The sequence below is a fragment of the Pseudomonas sp. MNR3A genome (assembly GCF_009650575.1).
Lineage (GTDB): Bacteria > Pseudomonadota > Gammaproteobacteria > Pseudomonadales > Pseudomonadaceae > Aquipseudomonas > Aquipseudomonas machongensis.
This window is the reverse complement of the sequence record NZ_VZZS01000005.1, coordinates 55,050-73,003: the sequence shown is the minus strand read 5'-3', so window position 1 is coordinate 73,003 and position 17,954 is coordinate 55,050. Positions and strand designations below refer to the sequence as shown.

Annotated in this window: 19 protein-coding genes; 11 read left to right on the top strand and 8 right to left on the bottom strand. The window is 62.7% G+C overall.

What is annotated here, in order from left to right; genetic code table 11:
* Positions 1–9: 9 nt before the first annotated feature.
* The gene (locus F6X62_RS03800; RefSeq protein WP_153772731.1) at positions 10–333 is read right to left on the bottom strand and encodes a DUF2790 domain-containing protein; all 324 of its coding nucleotides are present in this window, start codon (positions 331–333) and stop codon (positions 10–12) included.
* Positions 334–557: 224 nt separating this feature from the next.
* Between F6X62_RS03800 and F6X62_RS03795 the strand changes: the two genes are divergently transcribed.
* Positions 558–1,895: an OprD family porin gene (locus F6X62_RS03795; RefSeq protein WP_153772730.1), complete on the top strand. Its 1,338-nt coding sequence runs from the start codon at positions 558–560 to the stop codon at positions 1,893–1,895.
* A 108-nt stretch (positions 1,896–2,003) separates the two neighbouring features.
* Here the strand turns inward: F6X62_RS03795 and F6X62_RS03790 are convergent, their stop codons facing one another.
* A complete protein-coding gene (locus F6X62_RS03790) occupies positions 2,004–3,002 on the bottom strand; it encodes a FecR family protein (protein ID WP_153772729.1) in 999 nt (332 codons plus the stop codon).
* A gap of 226 nt (positions 3,003–3,228) precedes the next feature.
* On the opposite strand from F6X62_RS03790, the gene F6X62_RS03785 reads away from it, so the two are divergent.
* From F6X62_RS03785 to F6X62_RS03770, 4 genes are all read left to right on the top strand, one after another.
* Entirely contained in the window at positions 3,229–3,717 is a 489-nt protein-coding gene (locus F6X62_RS03785; protein WP_054925628.1) for a MarR family winged helix-turn-helix transcriptional regulator, read from the top strand.
* Positions 3,718–3,733: 16 nt separating this feature from the next.
* Entirely contained in the window at positions 3,734–4,930 is a 1,197-nt protein-coding gene (locus tag F6X62_RS03780; protein WP_153772728.1) for an HlyD family efflux transporter periplasmic adaptor subunit, read from the top strand.
* Positions 4,927–6,462 carry a DHA2 family efflux MFS transporter permease subunit gene (locus F6X62_RS03775; protein ID WP_153772727.1) on the top strand — a complete coding sequence of 512 codons (1,536 nt, stop codon included), beginning with the start codon at positions 4,927–4,929 and terminating at the stop codon, positions 6,460–6,462. The genes F6X62_RS03780 and F6X62_RS03775 overlap by 4 nt, the downstream gene beginning before the upstream one ends.
* 93 nt (positions 6,463–6,555) lie before the next feature.
* Positions 6,556–7,302, top strand: coding sequence for an SDR family oxidoreductase (locus F6X62_RS03770; protein WP_054891540.1), 747 nt, complete (start codon positions 6,556–6,558; stop codon positions 7,300–7,302).
* Positions 7,303–7,305: 3 nt separating this feature from the next.
* Here the strand turns inward: F6X62_RS03770 and F6X62_RS03765 are convergent, their stop codons facing one another.
* The 4 genes from F6X62_RS03765 to F6X62_RS03750 all read right to left on the bottom strand — a co-directional run bounded on the left by F6X62_RS03765 (position 7,306) and on the right by F6X62_RS03750 (position 12,267).
* The gene (locus F6X62_RS03765; protein WP_178117518.1) at positions 7,306–8,994 is read right to left on the bottom strand and encodes a PAS domain-containing sensor histidine kinase; all 1,689 of its coding nucleotides are present in this window, start codon (positions 8,992–8,994) and stop codon (positions 7,306–7,308) included.
* A gap of 47 nt (positions 8,995–9,041) precedes the next feature.
* Positions 9,042–10,451 (bottom strand): GntR family transcriptional regulator MpaR, encoded by a 1,410-nt coding sequence (mapR, locus tag F6X62_RS03760; RefSeq protein ID WP_054891539.1) that lies wholly within the window; start codon positions 10,449–10,451, stop codon positions 9,042–9,044.
* A gap of 48 nt (positions 10,452–10,499) precedes the next feature.
* Positions 10,500–11,906 carry a cytochrome c oxidase accessory protein CcoG gene (ccoG, locus tag F6X62_RS03755; protein ID WP_153772725.1) on the bottom strand — a complete coding sequence of 469 codons (1,407 nt, stop codon included), beginning with the start codon at positions 11,904–11,906 and terminating at the stop codon, positions 10,500–10,502.
* 121 nt (positions 11,907–12,027) lie between these two features.
* Positions 12,028–12,267: a DUF3203 family protein gene (locus F6X62_RS03750; RefSeq protein WP_054891537.1), complete on the bottom strand. Its 240-nt coding sequence runs from the start codon at positions 12,265–12,267 to the stop codon at positions 12,028–12,030.
* A gap of 147 nt (positions 12,268–12,414) precedes the next feature.
* Between F6X62_RS03750 and F6X62_RS03745 the strand changes: the two genes are divergently transcribed.
* Positions 12,415–12,942 carry an MgtC/SapB family protein gene (locus F6X62_RS03745; protein WP_054891536.1) on the top strand — a complete coding sequence of 176 codons (528 nt, stop codon included), beginning with the start codon at positions 12,415–12,417 and terminating at the stop codon, positions 12,940–12,942.
* A gap of 532 nt (positions 12,943–13,474) precedes the next feature.
* Here the strand turns inward: F6X62_RS03745 and F6X62_RS03740 are convergent.
* Complete coding sequence (locus F6X62_RS03740; protein WP_153772724.1) at positions 13,475–13,954, bottom strand: GNAT family N-acetyltransferase; 480 nt, start codon at positions 13,952–13,954, stop codon at positions 13,475–13,477.
* Between the two features lie 132 nt (positions 13,955–14,086).
* On the opposite strand from F6X62_RS03740, the gene F6X62_RS03735 reads away from it, so the two are divergent.
* The 4 genes from F6X62_RS03735 to F6X62_RS03720 all read left to right on the top strand — a co-directional run bounded on the left by F6X62_RS03735 (position 14,087) and on the right by F6X62_RS03720 (position 16,276).
* The gene (locus F6X62_RS03735) at positions 14,087–14,461 is read left to right on the top strand and encodes a hypothetical protein (RefSeq protein WP_153772723.1); all 375 of its coding nucleotides are present in this window, start codon (positions 14,087–14,089) and stop codon (positions 14,459–14,461) included.
* Positions 14,458–14,661 (top strand): helix-turn-helix transcriptional regulator, encoded by a 204-nt coding sequence (locus F6X62_RS03730; protein WP_054891534.1) that lies wholly within the window; start codon positions 14,458–14,460, stop codon positions 14,659–14,661. The genes F6X62_RS03735 and F6X62_RS03730 overlap by 4 nt, the downstream gene beginning before the upstream one ends.
* Before the next feature lie 101 nt (positions 14,662–14,762).
* Positions 14,763–15,383: a LysE family translocator gene (locus tag F6X62_RS03725; protein WP_054891533.1), complete on the top strand. Its 621-nt coding sequence runs from the start codon at positions 14,763–14,765 to the stop codon at positions 15,381–15,383.
* Positions 15,384–15,403: 20 nt separating this feature from the next.
* The gene (locus F6X62_RS03720; RefSeq protein WP_153772722.1) at positions 15,404–16,276 is read left to right on the top strand and encodes an alpha/beta fold hydrolase; all 873 of its coding nucleotides are present in this window, start codon (positions 15,404–15,406) and stop codon (positions 16,274–16,276) included.
* 18 nt (positions 16,277–16,294) lie between these two features.
* Here F6X62_RS03720 and xthA read toward each other — a convergent pair whose 3' ends face one another.
* Positions 16,295–17,107, bottom strand: a complete 813-nt coding sequence (gene xthA, locus F6X62_RS03715; protein WP_054891531.1) for an exodeoxyribonuclease III — start codon at positions 17,105–17,107, stop codon at positions 16,295–16,297.
* Between the two features lie 161 nt (positions 17,108–17,268).
* Here xthA and F6X62_RS03710 point away from each other — a divergent pair, with 161 nt between their 5' ends.
* Complete coding sequence (locus F6X62_RS03710) at positions 17,269–17,910, top strand: N-acetyltransferase (RefSeq protein WP_153772721.1); 642 nt, start codon at positions 17,269–17,271, stop codon at positions 17,908–17,910.
* The last annotated feature ends 44 nt before the right edge of the window (positions 17,911–17,954 follow it).

Sequence of the window (17,954 nt, the reverse complement as noted above, 5' to 3'; positions counted from 1 at the left end):
ATCGGGCTTTCACTTGTTGTTGATGCATTCGGACTGCACCGAATAACGCACGGTGCGCAGGGTGCCCTGGCTGTCCTCGAAGGTCATCAGGCGCGGTACCACCTCGCACGTGCGCGGGTCGCCTGACTGGCGCACCAGCCGCGCCACATCCAGTGACATGCCATAGCGGTAGTCGACGATCTCCGGCATGGGCTTGTCGCGCTTGATGGCGTAGGCGGCCACGGCTTGCTGGTGCGCCTGCAGCAACTGCTCGCTGCGCTGAGCGGAAAAGCCGGTGGCTTGGACGCCGAAGGCCAGCAGGAGCAGGGCGATCGCTGTACTCAGTCGTTTCATGGGGTGTCTCCGGAAGGGCTGTGGTTTCCGGATCACGCTAGCGAGCAGCAGCCAACAAGGGCATGACGACAGCCTTACAGTTGTGAAAGGTCCGCACGCATGACGCCATTGTAATGTGCCGATCACCTTCCCGTTATCCACCTGCGGCGAGCATCGATGCTGGCCGCGAACGCACCTGCGAAACGGCCTGACAAGAACAACAGCCGTTATCGAAGGAGCATCGCATGAGATATCGTCCGGGACTTTCCCTGGCCGCGCTGGTGGCGCTGGCCGGTCCTTCGGCGTGGGCCGAGGACGCTACGAAAGAAGGGTTCATAGAGGGCAGCCGCCTGAGCGTGCTGAACCGCAACTACTACTTCAACCGTGACAACCGCGACGCGGTGGCACCGACCTATAACAGAGCCAAGGCGCCCGACAATGGCTATTCCGAAGCCTGGGCGCATGCTGTCATCACCCGCTTCGAGTCCGGCTTTACCCAGGGCACCGTGGGGGTAGGGGTCGATGCCTTTGCCATGCTCGGGCTCAAGCTCGACACTGGAGGCGGGCGCAACGGTGGACGCAGCTCGTTCGATGTACTGCCGGTGGATCGCGACGGCCAGGCGCGTGACGAATACAGCAAGCTTGGCGGCGCGGCCAAAGTGCGGGTGTTCGACACGGTGCTGAGGGTAGGCGATGTGTTTCCGGCCAACCCGGTGGTCGCGGCGGGCGATTCACGCCTGCTGCCGGAGAGCTTTCGCGGCGTGACCGTCGAGAACACCAGCCTGGCGGGCCTGAACTTGCAGGCCGGGCGCCTGCATGCGATGAGCCAGCCGATGTCCAGCGACATGCGCGAGTCTTTCGCAACCTTCTATGGCGGGCCTGTGGACTCGCCATGGATCGCCTATGGCGGCGGCGACTATGCCATCAACGAACATGTCAGCGTCAGCCTGTTCGGCAGTCGCCTGAAGGATGTGTGGAACCAGTACTACGCCGGTACCAGCGTTACCTGGCCATTGAGCGAAGAGCTGGCGCTGATCGGTGGCTTCAACTTCTACAACGCTAAGGACGAAGGGCGTAAACGCCTGGGCACCTTCGACAACGACATCTGGAGCGCCAAGCTCGGTGTGCGTTACGGCGCCCACACCGTCGCCTTGACCCACCAACGCAACAATGGCGACGACGATTTCGATTACCTGCGCCAGTCCGACTCGATCTTTCTCGACAACTCCATCCAGTACAGCGACTTCAACTCGCCCAAGGAGCGCTCGTGGATGCTGCGCTATGACCTGAACATGGCCGGGTATGGCGTCCCTGGGCTGTCGTTCATGACCCGCTACGGACGCGGCAGTGACGCCGATTACTCGAACGCCAACGCCTACTACATGCGTCGCGATGGCAATGGCGATCCGCTGACCGATCAGAAGCGCTGGGAGCGCGACATCGAGGTCAAGTACGTAGTACAGACCGGCGCGGCCAAGGACCTTTCGCTGCGCGTACGCCAGGCGACCACCCGGGCGACGGCGTTCGAGTCCGACCTGGATGAGGTGCGGGTGATCGTCGAGTATCCGTTGTCGATCCTTTGAGCTTGAGCCCATTCACCTTCAGAAGCCTTGCGCTCCTTTGGTTGCAGGTGAATGTCTTGGCGCCTCGATTGAGGCGCCTTTTTTGTGGCTGCCATTTGGCAGCGCACATCACCCCTTGTCGGAGGACGGCAGGATGCGGTTGATGACCGTGCTGCCGTTGTCGTTGCGGGTCAGGTAGATCGGCAGGACCTTGGGCAGGTTGTTCACCAGACGGTTGACGTCGCGGGTGTCGTAGATGCCGCTGATGCGGATGTTGCCGACACTGCTGTCGGCCAGCAACAGGGGTTTGTCCAGGTAGCGGTTGATCACCGGCAATGCCTGGGACAGGCTGAGGTTGTCGAGTACCAGGCGACCGCTGCGCCAGGCCAGGCTATTGGCATAGTCGTCGCTCTGGGCCAGTTGCGGTTCGAAGTCACCGATGCTGTAGCTGGCCTGCATGCCGGGGCCGAGGCGGTAGCCGCCTTCGCCACTGTTGCTGGAAACCAGCACTGAGCCTTCGACCAGGGTCACCTTGACCTGATCTTCGTACTTCCACACGTTGAACTGCGTGCCGGTGACCCGCGTCTGGCCGTGACCGGCGCGCACGATGAAAGGGTGCTCGCTGTCGTGGGTAACCTTGAAGAAGGCTTCGCCCTTGATCAGGTCGACCTGGCGCCGGTCCTTGTAGTTGAGGTAGCGCAGCTCGCTGTTCAAGTTGAGCTCGACCTGGCTGCCGTCGTGCAGTTGCACCGTACGCACCTGCTGGTCGCTGTCGAAGTGCTGGTAGCGATTGGGCAACCAGCCTTGCTCCCAGCCAACCCAGCCGGCCAGGGGCAGGGCGAGCAGGGTGATCACCGCGGCTGAGGCCAGTGGTCGCCAGTTGCGCTGGTGGGACCTGGCCACAGGCAGTTCGGTCACGTGGGTGACACGCGGCAGCATGTCGGCGGTATGCCAGATCTCCAGCATCGCCTGGTATTCCTCGGCATGCCGGGTGTCGGCGGCCAGCCACTGGGCAAACGCCTCACGCTCGGCGGCCGAGCAGTCCTCGGCGTGCACGCGCATGCACCAGTGCGCAGCGGCATCGGTGATGGCATCGTCGTCGAGGGGGGTGAGGCGGTCTTGGTTCATTGCGGCTCCCGGTTTTGCGCATTCTACCTGCCAGAAGGGCCCTGCGAGAACCAAGATAATGGCGAATGACTATCAGTTGCGATTTTTTTGTCGGTTTTCCGGCGCAGAGGCATAGGGGACACCAAGAGGACTGAGGGAACAACGACTTAGATAGCCTGCTAATAAAAGCTTTGACATTAACTGCCTAGGCAGTAATATTTTCTAACATCTTTTCTGAGCGATGCCGATGGCCCATTTCACCCCGGAAAACTTCCAGACCTGCGCCATTGGCATGTTGCTCGGCCGCGCCTCGTTATTGAAGGACCGCATTCTCGACTGGCACCTGGAAGCTGATGGCGTTACCGCTGCGCAGTTCAAGGTGCTGATCATCGTGACCCAGTACCAGGTAGATACTCCGGCCGAACTGTGCCGCTGCCTGGGGCTGGACAGCGGTTCGATGACGCGCATGCTCGATCGCCTCGAGCAGAAGGGCCTGATCCTGCGCAACCGCTGCCCCGACGACCGTCGTCAGGTGCGGCTGGCGCTGACCGACGACGGTCAACGTCTGGCTGACCGTCTGCCGGAGATCGGGGCAATGGCGATGAACGAGCTGGTCGGTTCGCTCGAACCCGACGAGCTCAAGATCCTCGAGACGCTGCTGGCGAAGATTCTCTTGGCCGCCAGCGACCCGTTGACGATTGCCCGTTTCGGCGATCGCACCCCTGATCCGACTTGATTCAAAGGTACTTCTCATGGCCACACCCTCGGATGCACCCACTCCCGCCGAAGTGCCCGACGCCACGCGCAAGCGCAAGACCTGGCTGCTGGCCCTGTTGCTGGTATTGATATTGGCCGGCGCCGCCGGCTGGGCCTGGTACAGCTTGGTCGGGCGCTGGCACGAAAGCACCGACGATGCCTACGTCAACGGTAACGTGGTGGAGATCACTCCATTGGTGACGGGTACCGTCACCAGCATCGGCGCCGACGATGGCGACCTGGTGCATGCCGGCCAGGTGCTGTTGCGCTTCGACCCCAGTGATAGCGAGGTCGCCCTGCAGGCCAGCGAGGCCAAGCTGGCGCGCACGGTGCGCCAGGTGCGCGGCTTGTACAGTAACGTCGATGCACTCAAGGCCCAGGTGCAGACGCGCCAGGCCGAACTGAAGAAGGCTCGCGAGAACTACGCCCGGCGCAAGGTCCTGGCTGACAGCGGGGCGATCGCCGCTGAAGAGCTGTCGCACTCACGCGACGACCTGACCGCTGCGCAGAGCGCCCTGGACAACGCCCGCCAGCAACTCAACACCAGCACTGCGCTGATCGACGACACCGTGGTGTCGTCGCACCCGGACGTGATGGCCGCGGCCTCCGACCTGCGTCAGGCTTACCTGGACAACGCTCGCACCACGTTGGTGGCGCCGGTGACCGGCTACGTCGCCAAGCGCACCGTGCAATTGGGGCAACGCCTGCAGCCGGGCACCGCGACCATGGCGGTGATTCCGCTCGACCAGGTATGGATCGACGCCAACTTCAAGGAAACCCAGCTGCGTGACATGCGTATCGGTCAGCCAGTGGAGATCACCGCCGACCTGTACGGTAGCGAAGTCAAGTACAGCGGGACCGTCGACAGCCTGGGCGCCGGCACTGGCAGTGCCTTCGCCCTGCTGCCCGCGCAGAACGCCACGGGCAACTGGATCAAGATCGTCCAGCGTGTGCCGGTGCGGGTGCACCTGAACCCCGAGCAGCTCAAGGACCATCCGCTGCGCATCGGCCTGTCCACCGTGGTCGAGGTCGACCTGCACGACCAGAGTGGCCCGGCGCTGGCCCAACAGCCGCCGCAACAGGCCAGCTACACCACCCAGGTGTATGACCGTCAGTTGGCCGAGGCCGATCGTCTGATCGCCCAGCTGATCCATGACAACAGCGCCGCCAGTGGCAAGACGGCGCAGCGATGAGCAACGGCGCATCCGCCCAGTTCACCCCGCCGAGCCTGCTGCTGACCACCATTGGGTTGTCGCTGGCGACCTTCATGCAGGTGCTCGACACCACCATCGCCAACGTGGCGTTGCCAACCATTTCCGGCAACCTGGGGGTGAGCTACGAGCAGGGCACCTGGGTCATCACCTCCTTTGCGGTAAGCAATGCCATTGCGCTGCCGCTGACGGGGTGGCTGAGCCGCCGTTTTGGCGAGGTGAAACTGTTCATCTGGGCCACCTTGCTGTTCGTGCTGGCGTCGTTCCTCTGTGGTATTGCCCAGTCGATGCCCGAGCTTGTGGGCTTTCGCGTGCTCCAGGGCGTGGTCGCAGGCCCCTTGTATCCGATGACCCAGACCTTGCTGATTGCGGTCTACCCTCCCGCCAAACGGGGGATGGCGCTTGCGTTGCTGGCAATGGTGACGGTGGTGGCCCCGATTGCCGGGCCAATCCTCGGCGGCTGGATCACCGACAGCTATAGCTGGCCGTGGATTTTCTTCATCAACGTACCGATCGGTCTGTTCGCTGCCGCCGTTGTGCGCCAGCAGATGCGCACACGTCCGGTGACCACCAGTCGCCAGCCGATGGATTACATCGGCCTGCTGACGCTGATCGTCGGTGTCGGCGCCTTGCAGGTGGTGCTCGACAAGGGTAACGACCTGGATTGGTTCGAGTCCTCGTTCATCGTGGTGGGTAGCCTGATTTCCGCGGTCTTCCTGGCCATCTTCGTGATCTGGGAACTCACCGATCGGCACCCGGTGGTGAACCTGCGGCTATTCGTGCACCGCAATTTCCGCATCGGCACCCTGGTGTTGGTGGGCGGGTATGCGGGCTTCTTTGGCATCAACCTGATCCTGCCCCAGTGGCTGCAGACGCAGATGGGCTACACGGCGACTTGGGCGGGGCTTGCGGTAGCGCCGATCGGCCTGCTGCCGGTGATCATGTCGCCCTTCGTTGGCAAGTATGCGCATCGCTTCGACCTGCGCCTGCTGGCAGGGATCGCCTTTCTGGCCATTGGCGCAAGCTGCTACATGCGTGCGGGTTTCACCAACGAGGTCGACTTCCTGCACATCGCCCTGGTGCAATTGTTCATGGGGATCGGGGTAGCGCTGTTCTTCATGCCGACCCTGACCATCCTGCTTTCGGACCTGCCGCCGCATCAGATTGCCGACGGCTCTGGGCTGGCCACGTTCCTGCGTACACTCGGCGGCAGTTTCGCCGCCTCGCTGACCACCTGGATCTGGATCCGCCGGGCCGACCAGCACCATGCCTACCTGAGCGAGCACATCAGTCAGTACGACCCGGCAACGCGTCACACCCTCGAGCAACTCGGCGGGGCGACTCCGCAGAGCTATGCGCAGCTTGAGCAGATCCTCAACAGCCAGGCCTACATGATGTCGACGGTGGACTACTTCACCTTGCTGACCTGGGTGTTTGGCGCCTTGATCCTGCTGGTGTGGCTCGCTCGCCCGCCTTTCACGGCCAAAGCCGGACCCGCTTCGGCGGGGCACTGAGGTGTACTTGCGGCACGGCTGCGTGCAGCCGTTGCCGCAATCGGGGCTTTTCCCCTAACCTTGCAGGTCTATTCCTTCGACAGTGGCAGTTTCATGGACAAGGTCATTCTCATCACTGGCGCCAGCCGCGGTATCGGTGCCGCGACCGCGCGGTTGGCGGCGCAACAGGGCTACCGCATCTGCATCAATTATCACGCCGACGATCACGCTGCCGAACGCATCCTGGCTGAGGTTCGGGGGCTGGGCGCCCAGGCCATCGCCGTGCGGGCCGATGCCAGCGTCGAGGATGAAGTGATCCAGGTGTTCCAGCGGATCGACCAGGAGCTGGGCCCTGTCACCGCACTGGTCAATAATGCCGGGACCATCGCGACCCAGAGCCGGGTCGACGAAATGTCCGAATTCCGCCTGCTCAAGCTGATGAAAACCAACGTGGTCGGCCCGATGCTCTGTGCCAAACATGCCTTGCTGCGCATGTCGCGGCGCCACGGCGGGCAGGGTGGTGCGATCGTCAACGTGTCGTCGGTGGCTGCACGCCTGGGCTCGCCCAACGAGTACGTCGACTATGCCGCTTCCAAGGGCGCGTTGGACACCTTCACCCTTGGGCTTGCCAAGGAAGTGGCGGGCGAGGGGGTGCGGGTCAACGGCGTGCGTCCCGGTTATATCCATACCGACTTCCACGCCCTGAGCGGTGATGCCCAGCGCGTCACCAAGCTCGAACCTGGCCTGCCCATGGGCCGCGGTGGGCAACCGGAGGAAGTGGCCGAGGCGATCCTCTGGTTGTTGTCGGAGAAAGCATCCTATTCCACCGGCAGCTTCATCGATCTGGGAGGCGGGCGCTGAGCTTCAGCCCAGGATGTGTGTCACCCGTTCGAGCAGTGCTTTGAGCTCGAACGGGCTGGAAATGATTTCGATATTTGTTGGCAACCCGTCGTGGTCTGCCAGCGTCTGGGTGGCGTAGCCGGTGATGAGCAAGGCTGTGCAGCCAGGTGTCAGGGCCGCATTCATTTCGATCAGTTGCCTACCCTTGGGGCTGTCGGACAAGGCGATGTTGCCGACCAGCAGGCCCGGGCGCAGCCCCTTGCGCAGGGCGGCAAGCGCCCGGTCGGTGCTGGCGAAGGCATGCACGTCGTAGCCCGCCTCGCTCAGCAGCTCGCTGATGACCAGCTTCATCGCCGCCTGGTCCTCGACCAGCAGGATTGACCGCGCAGGTGGCGGGGCCGGCAGGCTCTGCGGTTCGGGGGGCGGGAGGTTTTCAGCCCTGGGCAAATAAAGGTGAACGCAGGTGCCGTTGCCCGGAATCGAGTCGAGGTGCATTTGCCCCCCAGACTGCCGCACGAAGCCGTACACCATGGACAACCCCAAGCCAGTGCCCTGCCCGAGCGGCTTGGTGGTGTAGAACGGTTCGATGGCTCGTTGCGCCACCTCCGCTGGCATGCCTTGGCCGTTGTCCTCGACTCGCAAGTGCAGGTATTGGCCCGGGGCGAGCCGCAGACGTTGGGCTTGCGCCGGGGTCATTTCCAGGTTTTCGCAATGAATCACCAAGGTGCCACCGTCGGGCATGGCATCGCGGGCATTGATGCACAGGTTGAGCAGCGCGCTTTCCAGTTGCGAGGGGTCGATGCAGGTTGGCCACAGCTGTGAAGCTGTGCGATCGATGAGCTCGATGTCCGAGCGCAGCGAGCTCTGCAGCAGCGCCAGCATGTCGCCGACCAGTTGCTGGATGTCGGTCGCGCGGGGCAGCAATGTCTGTCTGCGCGAGAAGGCCAGCAGGCGCTGCACCAGTGACGCGGCCTTGGACGCGTTTTGCTCGATGATGCCGAACAGCCGGCTCACCTCATCGTTCTGCGGCCCGCACAGGCGTGGCTGGGCAAGCTCCAGCGCACCGAAGATGCCACCGAGCAGGTTATTGAAGTCGTGGGCGATGCCGCCGGTGAGTTGGCCGACCGCTTCCATTTTCTGCGCCTGGCGCAGCGCCTGCTCGGCTTCGCGCAGGCGCTCCTGCTCAAGGGTGCGCTCGGTGATGTCGTAGGCGAACAGGCAGGCGCTGAGTGGCGGGCGTTCGTCGCTGTGCAGCGGGGTGATCCGCAGCTCGTAGTGGCGCCGATAGGGCGGCCCGTCGAAGGCGACGCTTTCGATCACCGTTTCCCCCGCCAGCGCTCGGTTGACCAGGGGTAGCAGGCATTGGAGCGGCTGTGGCAGGCCGGCAAGCGCTTCATCCAGGCGATCGCCGGTCCTGGGGCAGAAACCGTGCAGGCGCTGGAATGTCTGTCGGGCAGTACGGTTGATCGCTTGCAGACGCAGGTCCGGGGCGATGACGAAGACATTGGCCAGGCTGTGATCGACCAGCTCGATGAACAGCCGGCGTTCGGCCAGGGTCTGGTCGAAGCGCTGCTCGAGTTGCTCGTGCACTCGGCGCAACAGGACGTTGTCCAAGGGCGATACTTCGGCTTGCTGCGCCAGCCGGTTTTCCAGCTCGCCGTTGCGCTGCTGCAAGGCCAGGATCTGTTGGCGCAGTTGAGTGGGGTCTTCCATCGGGTGCTCGTCCATGTGCAGGTAGCCTCACTATAGCGGCTGATCCTTCAAAATGAGCGCACGATACGCCCCAGTGTCTCCATCGCAGTCTCCGTGGCGTCGTTCCACGGGCTGCCGTAGTTCAGCCTGATGCAGTTGCCGAAGCGCCGGGTCGGCGAGAAGATCGGCCCCGGTGCGATGCTGATGCCTTGCGCCAAGGCCATGTGGAACAGCTTGAGCGCGTCCATCTGCTCGGGCAGTTCCAGCCACAGGAAGTAGCCGCCGGCGGGCTGGCTGACCCGTGTCTGCGCCGGGAAGTGGCGGGCAATGGCGGCGAGCATGTTGGCCTGCTGGCCTTCCAGGGCGTAGCGCAACTTGCGCAGGTGGCGATCGTAACCGCCATGTTGCAGGTAGTCGGCGATGGCGGCCTGGGCCGGCATCGAGGCGCACAGCGAGGTCATCAGCTTGAGCCGCTCGATCTTCTGTGCGAAACGGCCGGCGGCGACCCAGCCCACCCGGTAGCCTGGGGCGAGGCTCTTGGAGAACGAGCCGCAGTGCATGACCAGGCCATCGCGGTCGAAGGCCTTGGCCGGCTTGGGCGCTTGCTGGGCGTAGTAGAGCTCGGCGTAGACGTCGTCCTCGATCAGCGGCACCTGGTGGCGGTGCAGGAGTTCGACCAGTGCCTGCTTTTTCGCCTCGGGCATGCTCGCACCGACCGGGTTCTGGAAGTTGGTCATCGACCATACGGCCTTGACCGGGTGTTTCTCCAGGGTTTGTGCCAGCACCCCCAGGTCCATGCCTTCACGTGGGTGCACGGGAATTTCCACGGCCTTGAGCTTCAGTCGTTCGAGCACCTGCAGGCACACGTAGAAGGCCGGGGCTTCGATGGCAACCAGATCTCCCGGCTCTGTGACTGCCTGCAGGCACAGGTTGAGGGCTTCCAGCGCGCCATTGGTGATCAGCAGCTCTTCCATCGGCAGCATCAGGCCGGCGACCATGTAGCGCAGGGCGATCTGGCGGCGCAACTGCGGGTTGCCCGGTGACAGGTCGGTGACCACCACGCGTGGGTCCATGGCGCGGCTGGCGCTGGCCAGCGAGCGGGCCAGGCGCTGCAGCGGGAACAGGGTGGGGCTGGGGAAGGCCGAGCCGAAGGGGACGGTGTGAGGGTCCTTGATCGAATCAAGGATGGAAAATACCAGGGCACTGACGTCGACATCGGTGGATTCGCTGACCGGTGCCTGTGCCTGGGGTTCGCTGAACTGGCGAGGTGCGTGGGTATTGACGAAGTAGCCCGAACGCGGCCGGGCACGAATCAGCCCGCGGCGCTCGAGCAGGTAATAGGCCTGGAACACCGTGGAGGGGCTGACCCCGTGGGTCTGGCTGGCGTAGCGTACCGAGGGCACACGCTGTCCGGGGCCAAGCACCCCGGAGCGGATCAGTTCTGCGATATCGTCGGCGAATCGTTCGTAGCGTTTCATCGTTGTGTTATTCGGCCTGGCAGGCAAGGTTCAAGGCAGTGTAAGGGATCAGCGGTTGAGCGGCGCAACGAAACGGCTGCGTGCACGGCTGTGCACCTGCGGCTGGTCGCTGTCCTGTACTTCGAACGTGAGGTCTACCGAACTGCTCGTTGGGCGTTCGGCGAGCATCGCCACCGATACCGGCAGTTCGCTCATTTCTCCGGCAGGAATGAATATCGCTTGCTTGCCGTGCAGCACGAAGCCTTCGGCGTCGACCAGACGTAGTCGATAGTGCTGGGGATGCTGGGTCTTGTTGATGATCTTGAGCAGGTAGATATTCTCGATCTGGCCCTGGGCATTTTCACGGAACAGACCGCGGTCCTTGATGACGTCCAGCGACACCATCGGGCGCATCTGCAAGGCCATCACCAGGGCGCCGATCATGACCAGCAGGGCCGTGGCGTAACCCAGCAGGCGCGGTCTCAGCCAGTGGGTGCGGCCGCCTTGGAGGTTGTGTTCGGACTTGTAGCCGATCAGGCCGCGGGGGTAGCCCATCTTGTCCATGACCCCGTCGCAGGCGTCGATGCACGCAGCGCAACCGATACAGGCCATCTGCAGGCCGTCGCGGATGTCGATGCCGGTGGGGCAGACCTGCACGCACAGTGTGCAGTCGATGCAGTCGCCCAGATGCTGTGCCTGTCGGTCGCTGCCTTTCTTGCGGGGGCCGCGGCTTTCACCGCGGCCTGGATCGTAGGCCACGGCCAGGGTGTCCTTGTCGAACATCACGCTCTGAAAGCGCGCATAGGGGCACATGTGCATGCACACGGCTTCACGCAGCCAGCCGGCGTTCAGGTAGGTGGCGACAGTGAAAAAGACCACCCAGAACAACGCTACGCCGCCCAGCTGAAGGGTCAGCAGCTCCTGGGCCAGCGGGCGGATGGGGGTGAAGTAACCGACGAAGGTGAGGCCAGTGATCACCCCGATGGCCAGCCACAACCCATGCTTGAGGCTGCGGCGGGCGAACTTGCCGAGGCTCCAGGGCGCGGCGGCCAGGCGGATGCGCTGGTTGCGGTCGCCTTCGGTGACCTTCTCGCACCACATGAAAAGCCAGGTCCAGACGCTCTGCGGGCAGCTGTAGCCACACCACACCCGCCCGGCGAAGACGGTGATGGCGAACAGGCCGAAGGCGCAGATGATCAGCAGTGCCGACAGCAGGATGAAATCCTGTGGCCAGAAGGTTGCGGCAAAGATGTGGAACTTGCTGTCGGCAAGGTCCCAGAGCACGGCCTGGCGACCGTTCCAGTTCAGCCAGGCCATGCCGAAGAACAACACGAACAACAGGCCGGCGAAGCCGATCCGCAGGTTGCGGTACAGGCCTGTGAAGCTGCGGGTCTGGATGCGCCCGTCTGCGTGGCGCTTGGGGGTCTTGGCCGCAGGCTCGATCTGGATGATTCGGAAGGGGATTCTCTCGCTCATGGTGGTTCGCTCATCAGGCCTCGATCAGGCCCGGGCACTATGGCCCCCGATCTGTTTACAGCACAGGCTCAGGTAGAGCGATAAAAACCATATCAGATGAACGAGAAGTCCCTTGCAGGCCTCAGATTACGGAGCCTGGAGCACTGCTCTTGAGATGTCTGCGACTATCCACCGCACCGATCACGGTCAGGGCGTCGGCTTCGGCTTCGGTGATCGGTATGCGTTCACCCGCCAGCACCGCGACCGACATGCGCAGCTGTTCATCGGTGAAGATCTCGATCTCTGGCCCCAGGCCTTCTATACGTAGCTTGTCGCCAATCAGTGTGCAGCGTTGGTTGCTTTCGTCGATTTCTACCGGCATGACGTTACCCTCCGCAGGTGGTTACGGGTGTGACCACGGCGTGCTTCGGGTTGCTGCATCGTTCTGCCGGGCGGATGCTGCCGCACTCCGGGCAAACGCAGCGGTCAATCTTTCAATAGGCCACGGCGCGCTGGTGTGGAGAAACCCATGGATTCCTGGTGGCAGAATGTTTGGCAAGCGATACGGGCAGAGTTCACCGACATCACCGATGAAGGCGAGGTGACGCGGATTCTCGTGCGTCTGCTGATGGCGGCGGTGCTTGGCGCGGTGTTGGGTTTCGAGCGCGAGCACAAGGGCAAGTCGGCCGGGGTGCGGACACACATGCTGGTGTCCATGGGTGCAGCCCTGTTCGTGCTGGCACCGAGCATGGCCGGTGCCGATGCACAGGCGCTGAGCCGGGTGATACAGGGGATCGTCGCCGGGATCGGTTTTCTTGGCGCGGGCACCATTCTCAAGGGCCATGGCCAGGACACCAATCACGTTAAAGGGCTGACGACGGCGGCAGGCCTGTGGATGACGGCGGCGATCGGCACGGCGGCGGGCATGGGGCGCGAGGCGACGGCGTTGGTCAGTACGGTGCTGGCCTTGCTGGTGTTGAGCAGCATGCCGGTGCTGGTGGAGAAGGTCGAGGGGGAGGGTGGTGAGGCGAAGAATGAGGAAAACACAAAGCACTGAGGGGAGCCGAAGCTCCCCTCAAAGCGTTGTTGCCTGCTCTTTTTATTATTGAAAACCGGCCTGTTGTTGTTTTTGTCAGCCTGTTTCGGTGTAACCGGGCCCCTATCCGGGGCCAAGAGCAAACGTATTTTTTTGAGCGCTGACCTGCCTTCATCATTGCTGATCCGATCCTGACAGTCGCTACCTCAAGGTAGTTTTGTTGTTCTGCGTCAGGTCGCGGGGACGAACCCCTGGAACGCGTGCCTACTCCAAAAAAATCTGCTTGCTGCGCCTCTGCCGTGTTGTTCTTGTTATGTCAGAGCCGGTGCATGTTGTTTTTATTGGGGTGTCACGTTTTTTTATTTTTGTTGTGCCAGAGATAAAGCAGATGCCGTGCCAACTTTTCAATATCCATTAAAATCAATGGCTTAGAGATTTGAGGCGATTTTTCATGACCTGAAAATCTCTCGAATTGTTTCCGTGTTACCCGATTTTTTGCTGGGTGGACGGGGCCGGGTAACACTTTTGGCACAGTCGTGTGGTCGGGCGCGGCTTATCCCTGTGCGAATGCCTTCAGGCGCTCGCCGTCCAGGCGATAACGTACCCATTCATCTTGCGCTTCTGCGCCCAGCGCCTGGTAAAAACCGATAGCCGGTTCATTCCAGTCCAGTACGCTCCATTCCAGGCGGCCGCAACCTCTGGCTACGGCCTCGCGCGCGATGTGCCGCAGTACCTGGCGACCAGCACCGCCGCCGCGTTGTTCGGGGGTGATGTACAGGTCTTCGAGGTAAATGCCGTTGCGGCCCAGCCAGGTTGAGTAGCTATAGAAGTACACGGCAAAGCCGATGGCCGTGCCGTCGCGCTCGCACATCAGGCTGTGCACGGTGCTGCCTTCATCGAACAGGCTGTGCTCGATATCGGCCAGGGTCGCTACCACTTCGTGGCGCGCGCGCTCGTAGTCGGCAAGCTCGGTGATGAAGGCGAGGATCTTGGCGGCGTCGGCGCGACGGGCAGGGCGGATGGTCAGACTCATGAGGGCTTCCTTGTGGTTGGCGGGCACCATGGTAATGGGCCTGGGCCGGCTTGCCGAGATGTAAAGCAAGCTTGACATGATGCGCGGCCTCGCCTTCAATGTAAAACACACTTTACATCCGAGGCTGTTGGCATGCTGCACAAACGTCATGTGATTTCATTCGTCCTGTTCCTCGTCGCCTATATGGCCTGTGTGCTGGTCAGCAGCCATTTCCTCGCGTCCATGGCGCCAGGCGTTGCCAAGACCCTGGTGGCGCTGGTGCCGGTGCCGGCCATGATCGGTATGGCCTGGGCTGTGGTGCAGCAACTGCGCAGCCTCGATGAAATGGTCCGGCGCATCCAACTGGAGGCGTTGGGGCTGGCATTCGTCGCGACGGCGCTGTTGACCTTCAGCTACGGTTTTCTGGAAACCGCAGGCTTCCCACGTTTGTCGATGTTCATGGTCTGGAGCCTGATGGGGCCGTTGTGGGCGCTGGGGACCTTCATCGGGGTGAGGCGTTACCGTTGAACAACCGCATCCGTGAATTGCGAAGTGGGCGTGGCTGGTCGCAGGCCGAACTGGCCGAGCGGCTCGGTGTTTCGCGCCAGACCGTCAATGCCATCGAGACCGGCCGCTACGATCCGAGCCTGCCGCTGGCCTTCAGCATTGCCGGGGTTTTCGAGTTGAGTATCGAAGAGATCTTCGATCCCTCTGCGGCGGTACAGTGATGTGTACAGGTTTAATTTAAGGTAACTGTACCGGTCTAGGCGTGAGGGGTTCCGCTAGTGTGGCAGGACACGATAATCAGTACCTGACGGAAGTCCCTGCCATGCTCGGCTCATACGATCTGCTCACCGCATTCATCCTGTTCGCCTTCGTTTCTTCGATCACCCCAGGGCCGAACAACACCATGTTGCTGGCGTCCGGCGTCAACTTCGGTGTGCGCCGTTCGATCCCCCATGCAATGGGCATCAGCATCGGCTTCATGCTGATGGTGCTGGGCGTGGGGTTCGGGCTGGGCGAACTGTTCAAGGCCTGGCCGCCGCTGTACAGCATCCTGCGCTACGTGGGAGCCGCTTACCTGCTGTACCTGGCGTGGAAGATCGCAACTTCCGGGCCGATCTCCGGGGATGCCGCAGGGACGCGCAAGCCCCTGAGCTTCTGGGGAGCGGCTGCTTTCCAGTGGGTCAATCCGAAGGCCTGGGTCATGGCGGTCGGTGCGATCACCACCTACACCCCGGCCCAAGGCTATGTGCTCAACGTGATTGTCATCGCCGCGCTGTTCGCCTTGGTCAACCTGCCCAGCGTGGGGATCTGGGTCATGTTTGGCAGCGCCTTGCGCAACCTTCTGCAAAATCCGCGCTGGCTGATGCTGTTCAATGTCCTGATGGCCTTGCTGCTGGTGATTTCGTTGTATCCGCTGCTGTTTGTAGAATCGTCGTTTTCCTAGTTCGATGAGTGCGGTACACGATGCAGCTGATTCCCTGGTCCCATGATTGCTCGGAAGGTTTCACGCTACGGGGTTGGCATTCCGAGCCGAGCGGCAAACCGTTGCTGCATTTTCTGCACGGCAACGGTTTCTGCTGCCTGGCATACGAGCCCATGCTGATGCGCCTGGGGGAACACTTCGACCTGTGGTTGTGCGACGTCCAGGGGCACGGCGACAGCGATCACGGCGGCGCCTTTCGTGGCTGGAACCGCACTGCGGAGTTGGTCCTGGAAGCATTCGAGGCGGGACGCCAGGTGTTTGGCGATGTGCCGCGCCATGCGCTCGGACACAGTTTTGGTGGGGTGCTGACCGGGCTGATCCTCGCCAGCAGGCCTGGGTTGTTCGAGCGTGCAGTACTGCTCGATCCGGTGTTGTTCAGCCGACGCATGATCGGGGTGATGGGCGCGGCGGCACTGGTGGGCCTGCACCGGCGTCATGCCCTGGCGCGCAAGGCCGCAACCCGGCGCAGCCATTGGCCGGACCGCGAGGCGGCGCTGGCGTCGCTGCAGGGGCGGGGGATCTTCAAGGGTTGGAGCGACGCGGCGCTGCACGCGTATATCGGGCATGCCATCGGCGATTGCGGCGAAGGCGTGGTGCTCAAGTGCCGACCCGGCCGTGAGGTTGAGATTTTCAGCACCTTCCCGGCGCGCATGTGGCCAAGTCTGCAGCGCATCACCACGCCGACGCTGATCCTGCATGGTGAAACCACCTACCCATTCGTGCCGCATTCGGTGCGGCGCCTGGTGGCGCTCAATGCCAATGTCAGCGAGCGACAGGTGGCGGGTGGTCATTGCTTCATGCAGGAAGATCCGGTGAGCGCCGCGCAGGCGGTCGAGGCGTTCCTGCGCGGTTGAGTCCGATGGCCTGCGCCGTCAGGCCAGTTCCAGCCAGATGGGGGCGTGGTCCGAGGGCTTCTCCATCGCCCGCAGTTCATAGTCGACGCCCGCCGCCTTCAGGCGTGGAAGCAGTGCCTGCGACGCCATGATCAGGTCGATGCGCAGGCCACGCTTGGGTTCGTCCTCGAAACCGCGGCTGCGGTAGTCGAACCAGCTGAAGCGGTCCGCTACCTCCGGGTGCAGGTGACGGAAGCTGTCCACCAGGCCCCAGCCTTTGAGGCGCTCCATCCATTCACGTTCTTCGGGCAGGAAGCTGCATTTGCCGGTCTTGAGCCAGCGCTTGGCGTTATCGGCACCGATGCCGATGTCGCAGTCCTGGGGCGAGATGTTCACATCGCCCATCACCACCAATGGCTGGTCATTGCGGAACTGACCTTCGAGCAGGGTCTGCAGGTCGCTGTAGAAGCGTTGCTTGGCCGGGAACTTGGTGGGGTGGTCGCGGCTTTCGCCCTGGGGGAAGTAGCCGTTCATGATGGTGATCGGGGTGCCGTCGGCATCGGCGAAGGTGCCCCAGATGAAGCGGCGTTGAGCGTCCTCTTCATCGGTGCTGAAGCCCTTGACCAGCGACAATGGCGCCTGGCGCGAGAGCAGGGCAACCCCGTAGTGGCCCTTCTGGCCATGGAAATGCACGTGATAGCCCAATGCTTGTACTTCGGCCAGCGGGAACTGATCGTCACTGACCTTGGTTTCCTGCAGGCCGATGACGTCTGGCTGGTGCTTCTCGATCAGCGCAGCCAGCTGGTGCGGGCGGGCGCGCAGGCCATTGATGTTGAACGAGACGATCTTCATGGAAAGACGATCCTGGTAAAAGCCTCGGATGCTAGCCGACATCGGCCGTCATCACCAGCGTGGCAGCGTCGCTGGGGCGCTGCTAACGTGCTGGAGGGGGAACGATGTGCGACACGACGCCTCCAAGGCTCTGCTACGTACATTCCAGGAGGATCATCGCAATGTCCGACGCCCCGGCGCATATCAGCCTGCTCGACGATGGCTACAGCCGCGAAGTGCGTTCGCTGCTCTACCATGCGTATCGCCACGAGCCGACCTTCGCCTATCTGTTCGATGCACAGCGGCGGGGTTATGAGCGGCGCCTGCGGGTGATGGTGCGCGAATGGGTGCGCCAGCACTTCTACCTGCAGTTGCCGGCAATCGGTGTGCTGGTCAACGACCGCCTGGTCGGTGCCGCGCTGATCGTGCCGCCGCAACGTCGCCTTGGCGTGGCCGACAGTTGGGCCTGGCGCCTGCGCATGCTGCTGGGGACAGGCCGGCGCTGCACGCGTCGATACCTCGAGTATCAAGCGGCACTGGCGGCGTGCCTGCCCAGTCAGCAAGTCCATGTGTTGCCTCTGCTGGGGGTGCACCCGCAGTTTCAGGGGCAACACTATGGTGAGCAATTGTTACAGGCGGTGCACGACTGGTGCGCCGACGATCCTGATACCCAAGGCGTGATCCTCGACACCGGCAATGCCCATTACCTGGCCTTCTACGAGCGCCAGGGCTATCAGGAGATTGGTGAGGTCGCGGTCGGGCCAATCCGAGAGAGAGTGTTCTTTCATCCGAATCCGCTGTCCTCCAACCCGGCAATTGCTTGATCGCAACCTCCTGCGGCTTACGCTGCCGCTTCGCTCTGGTAGCA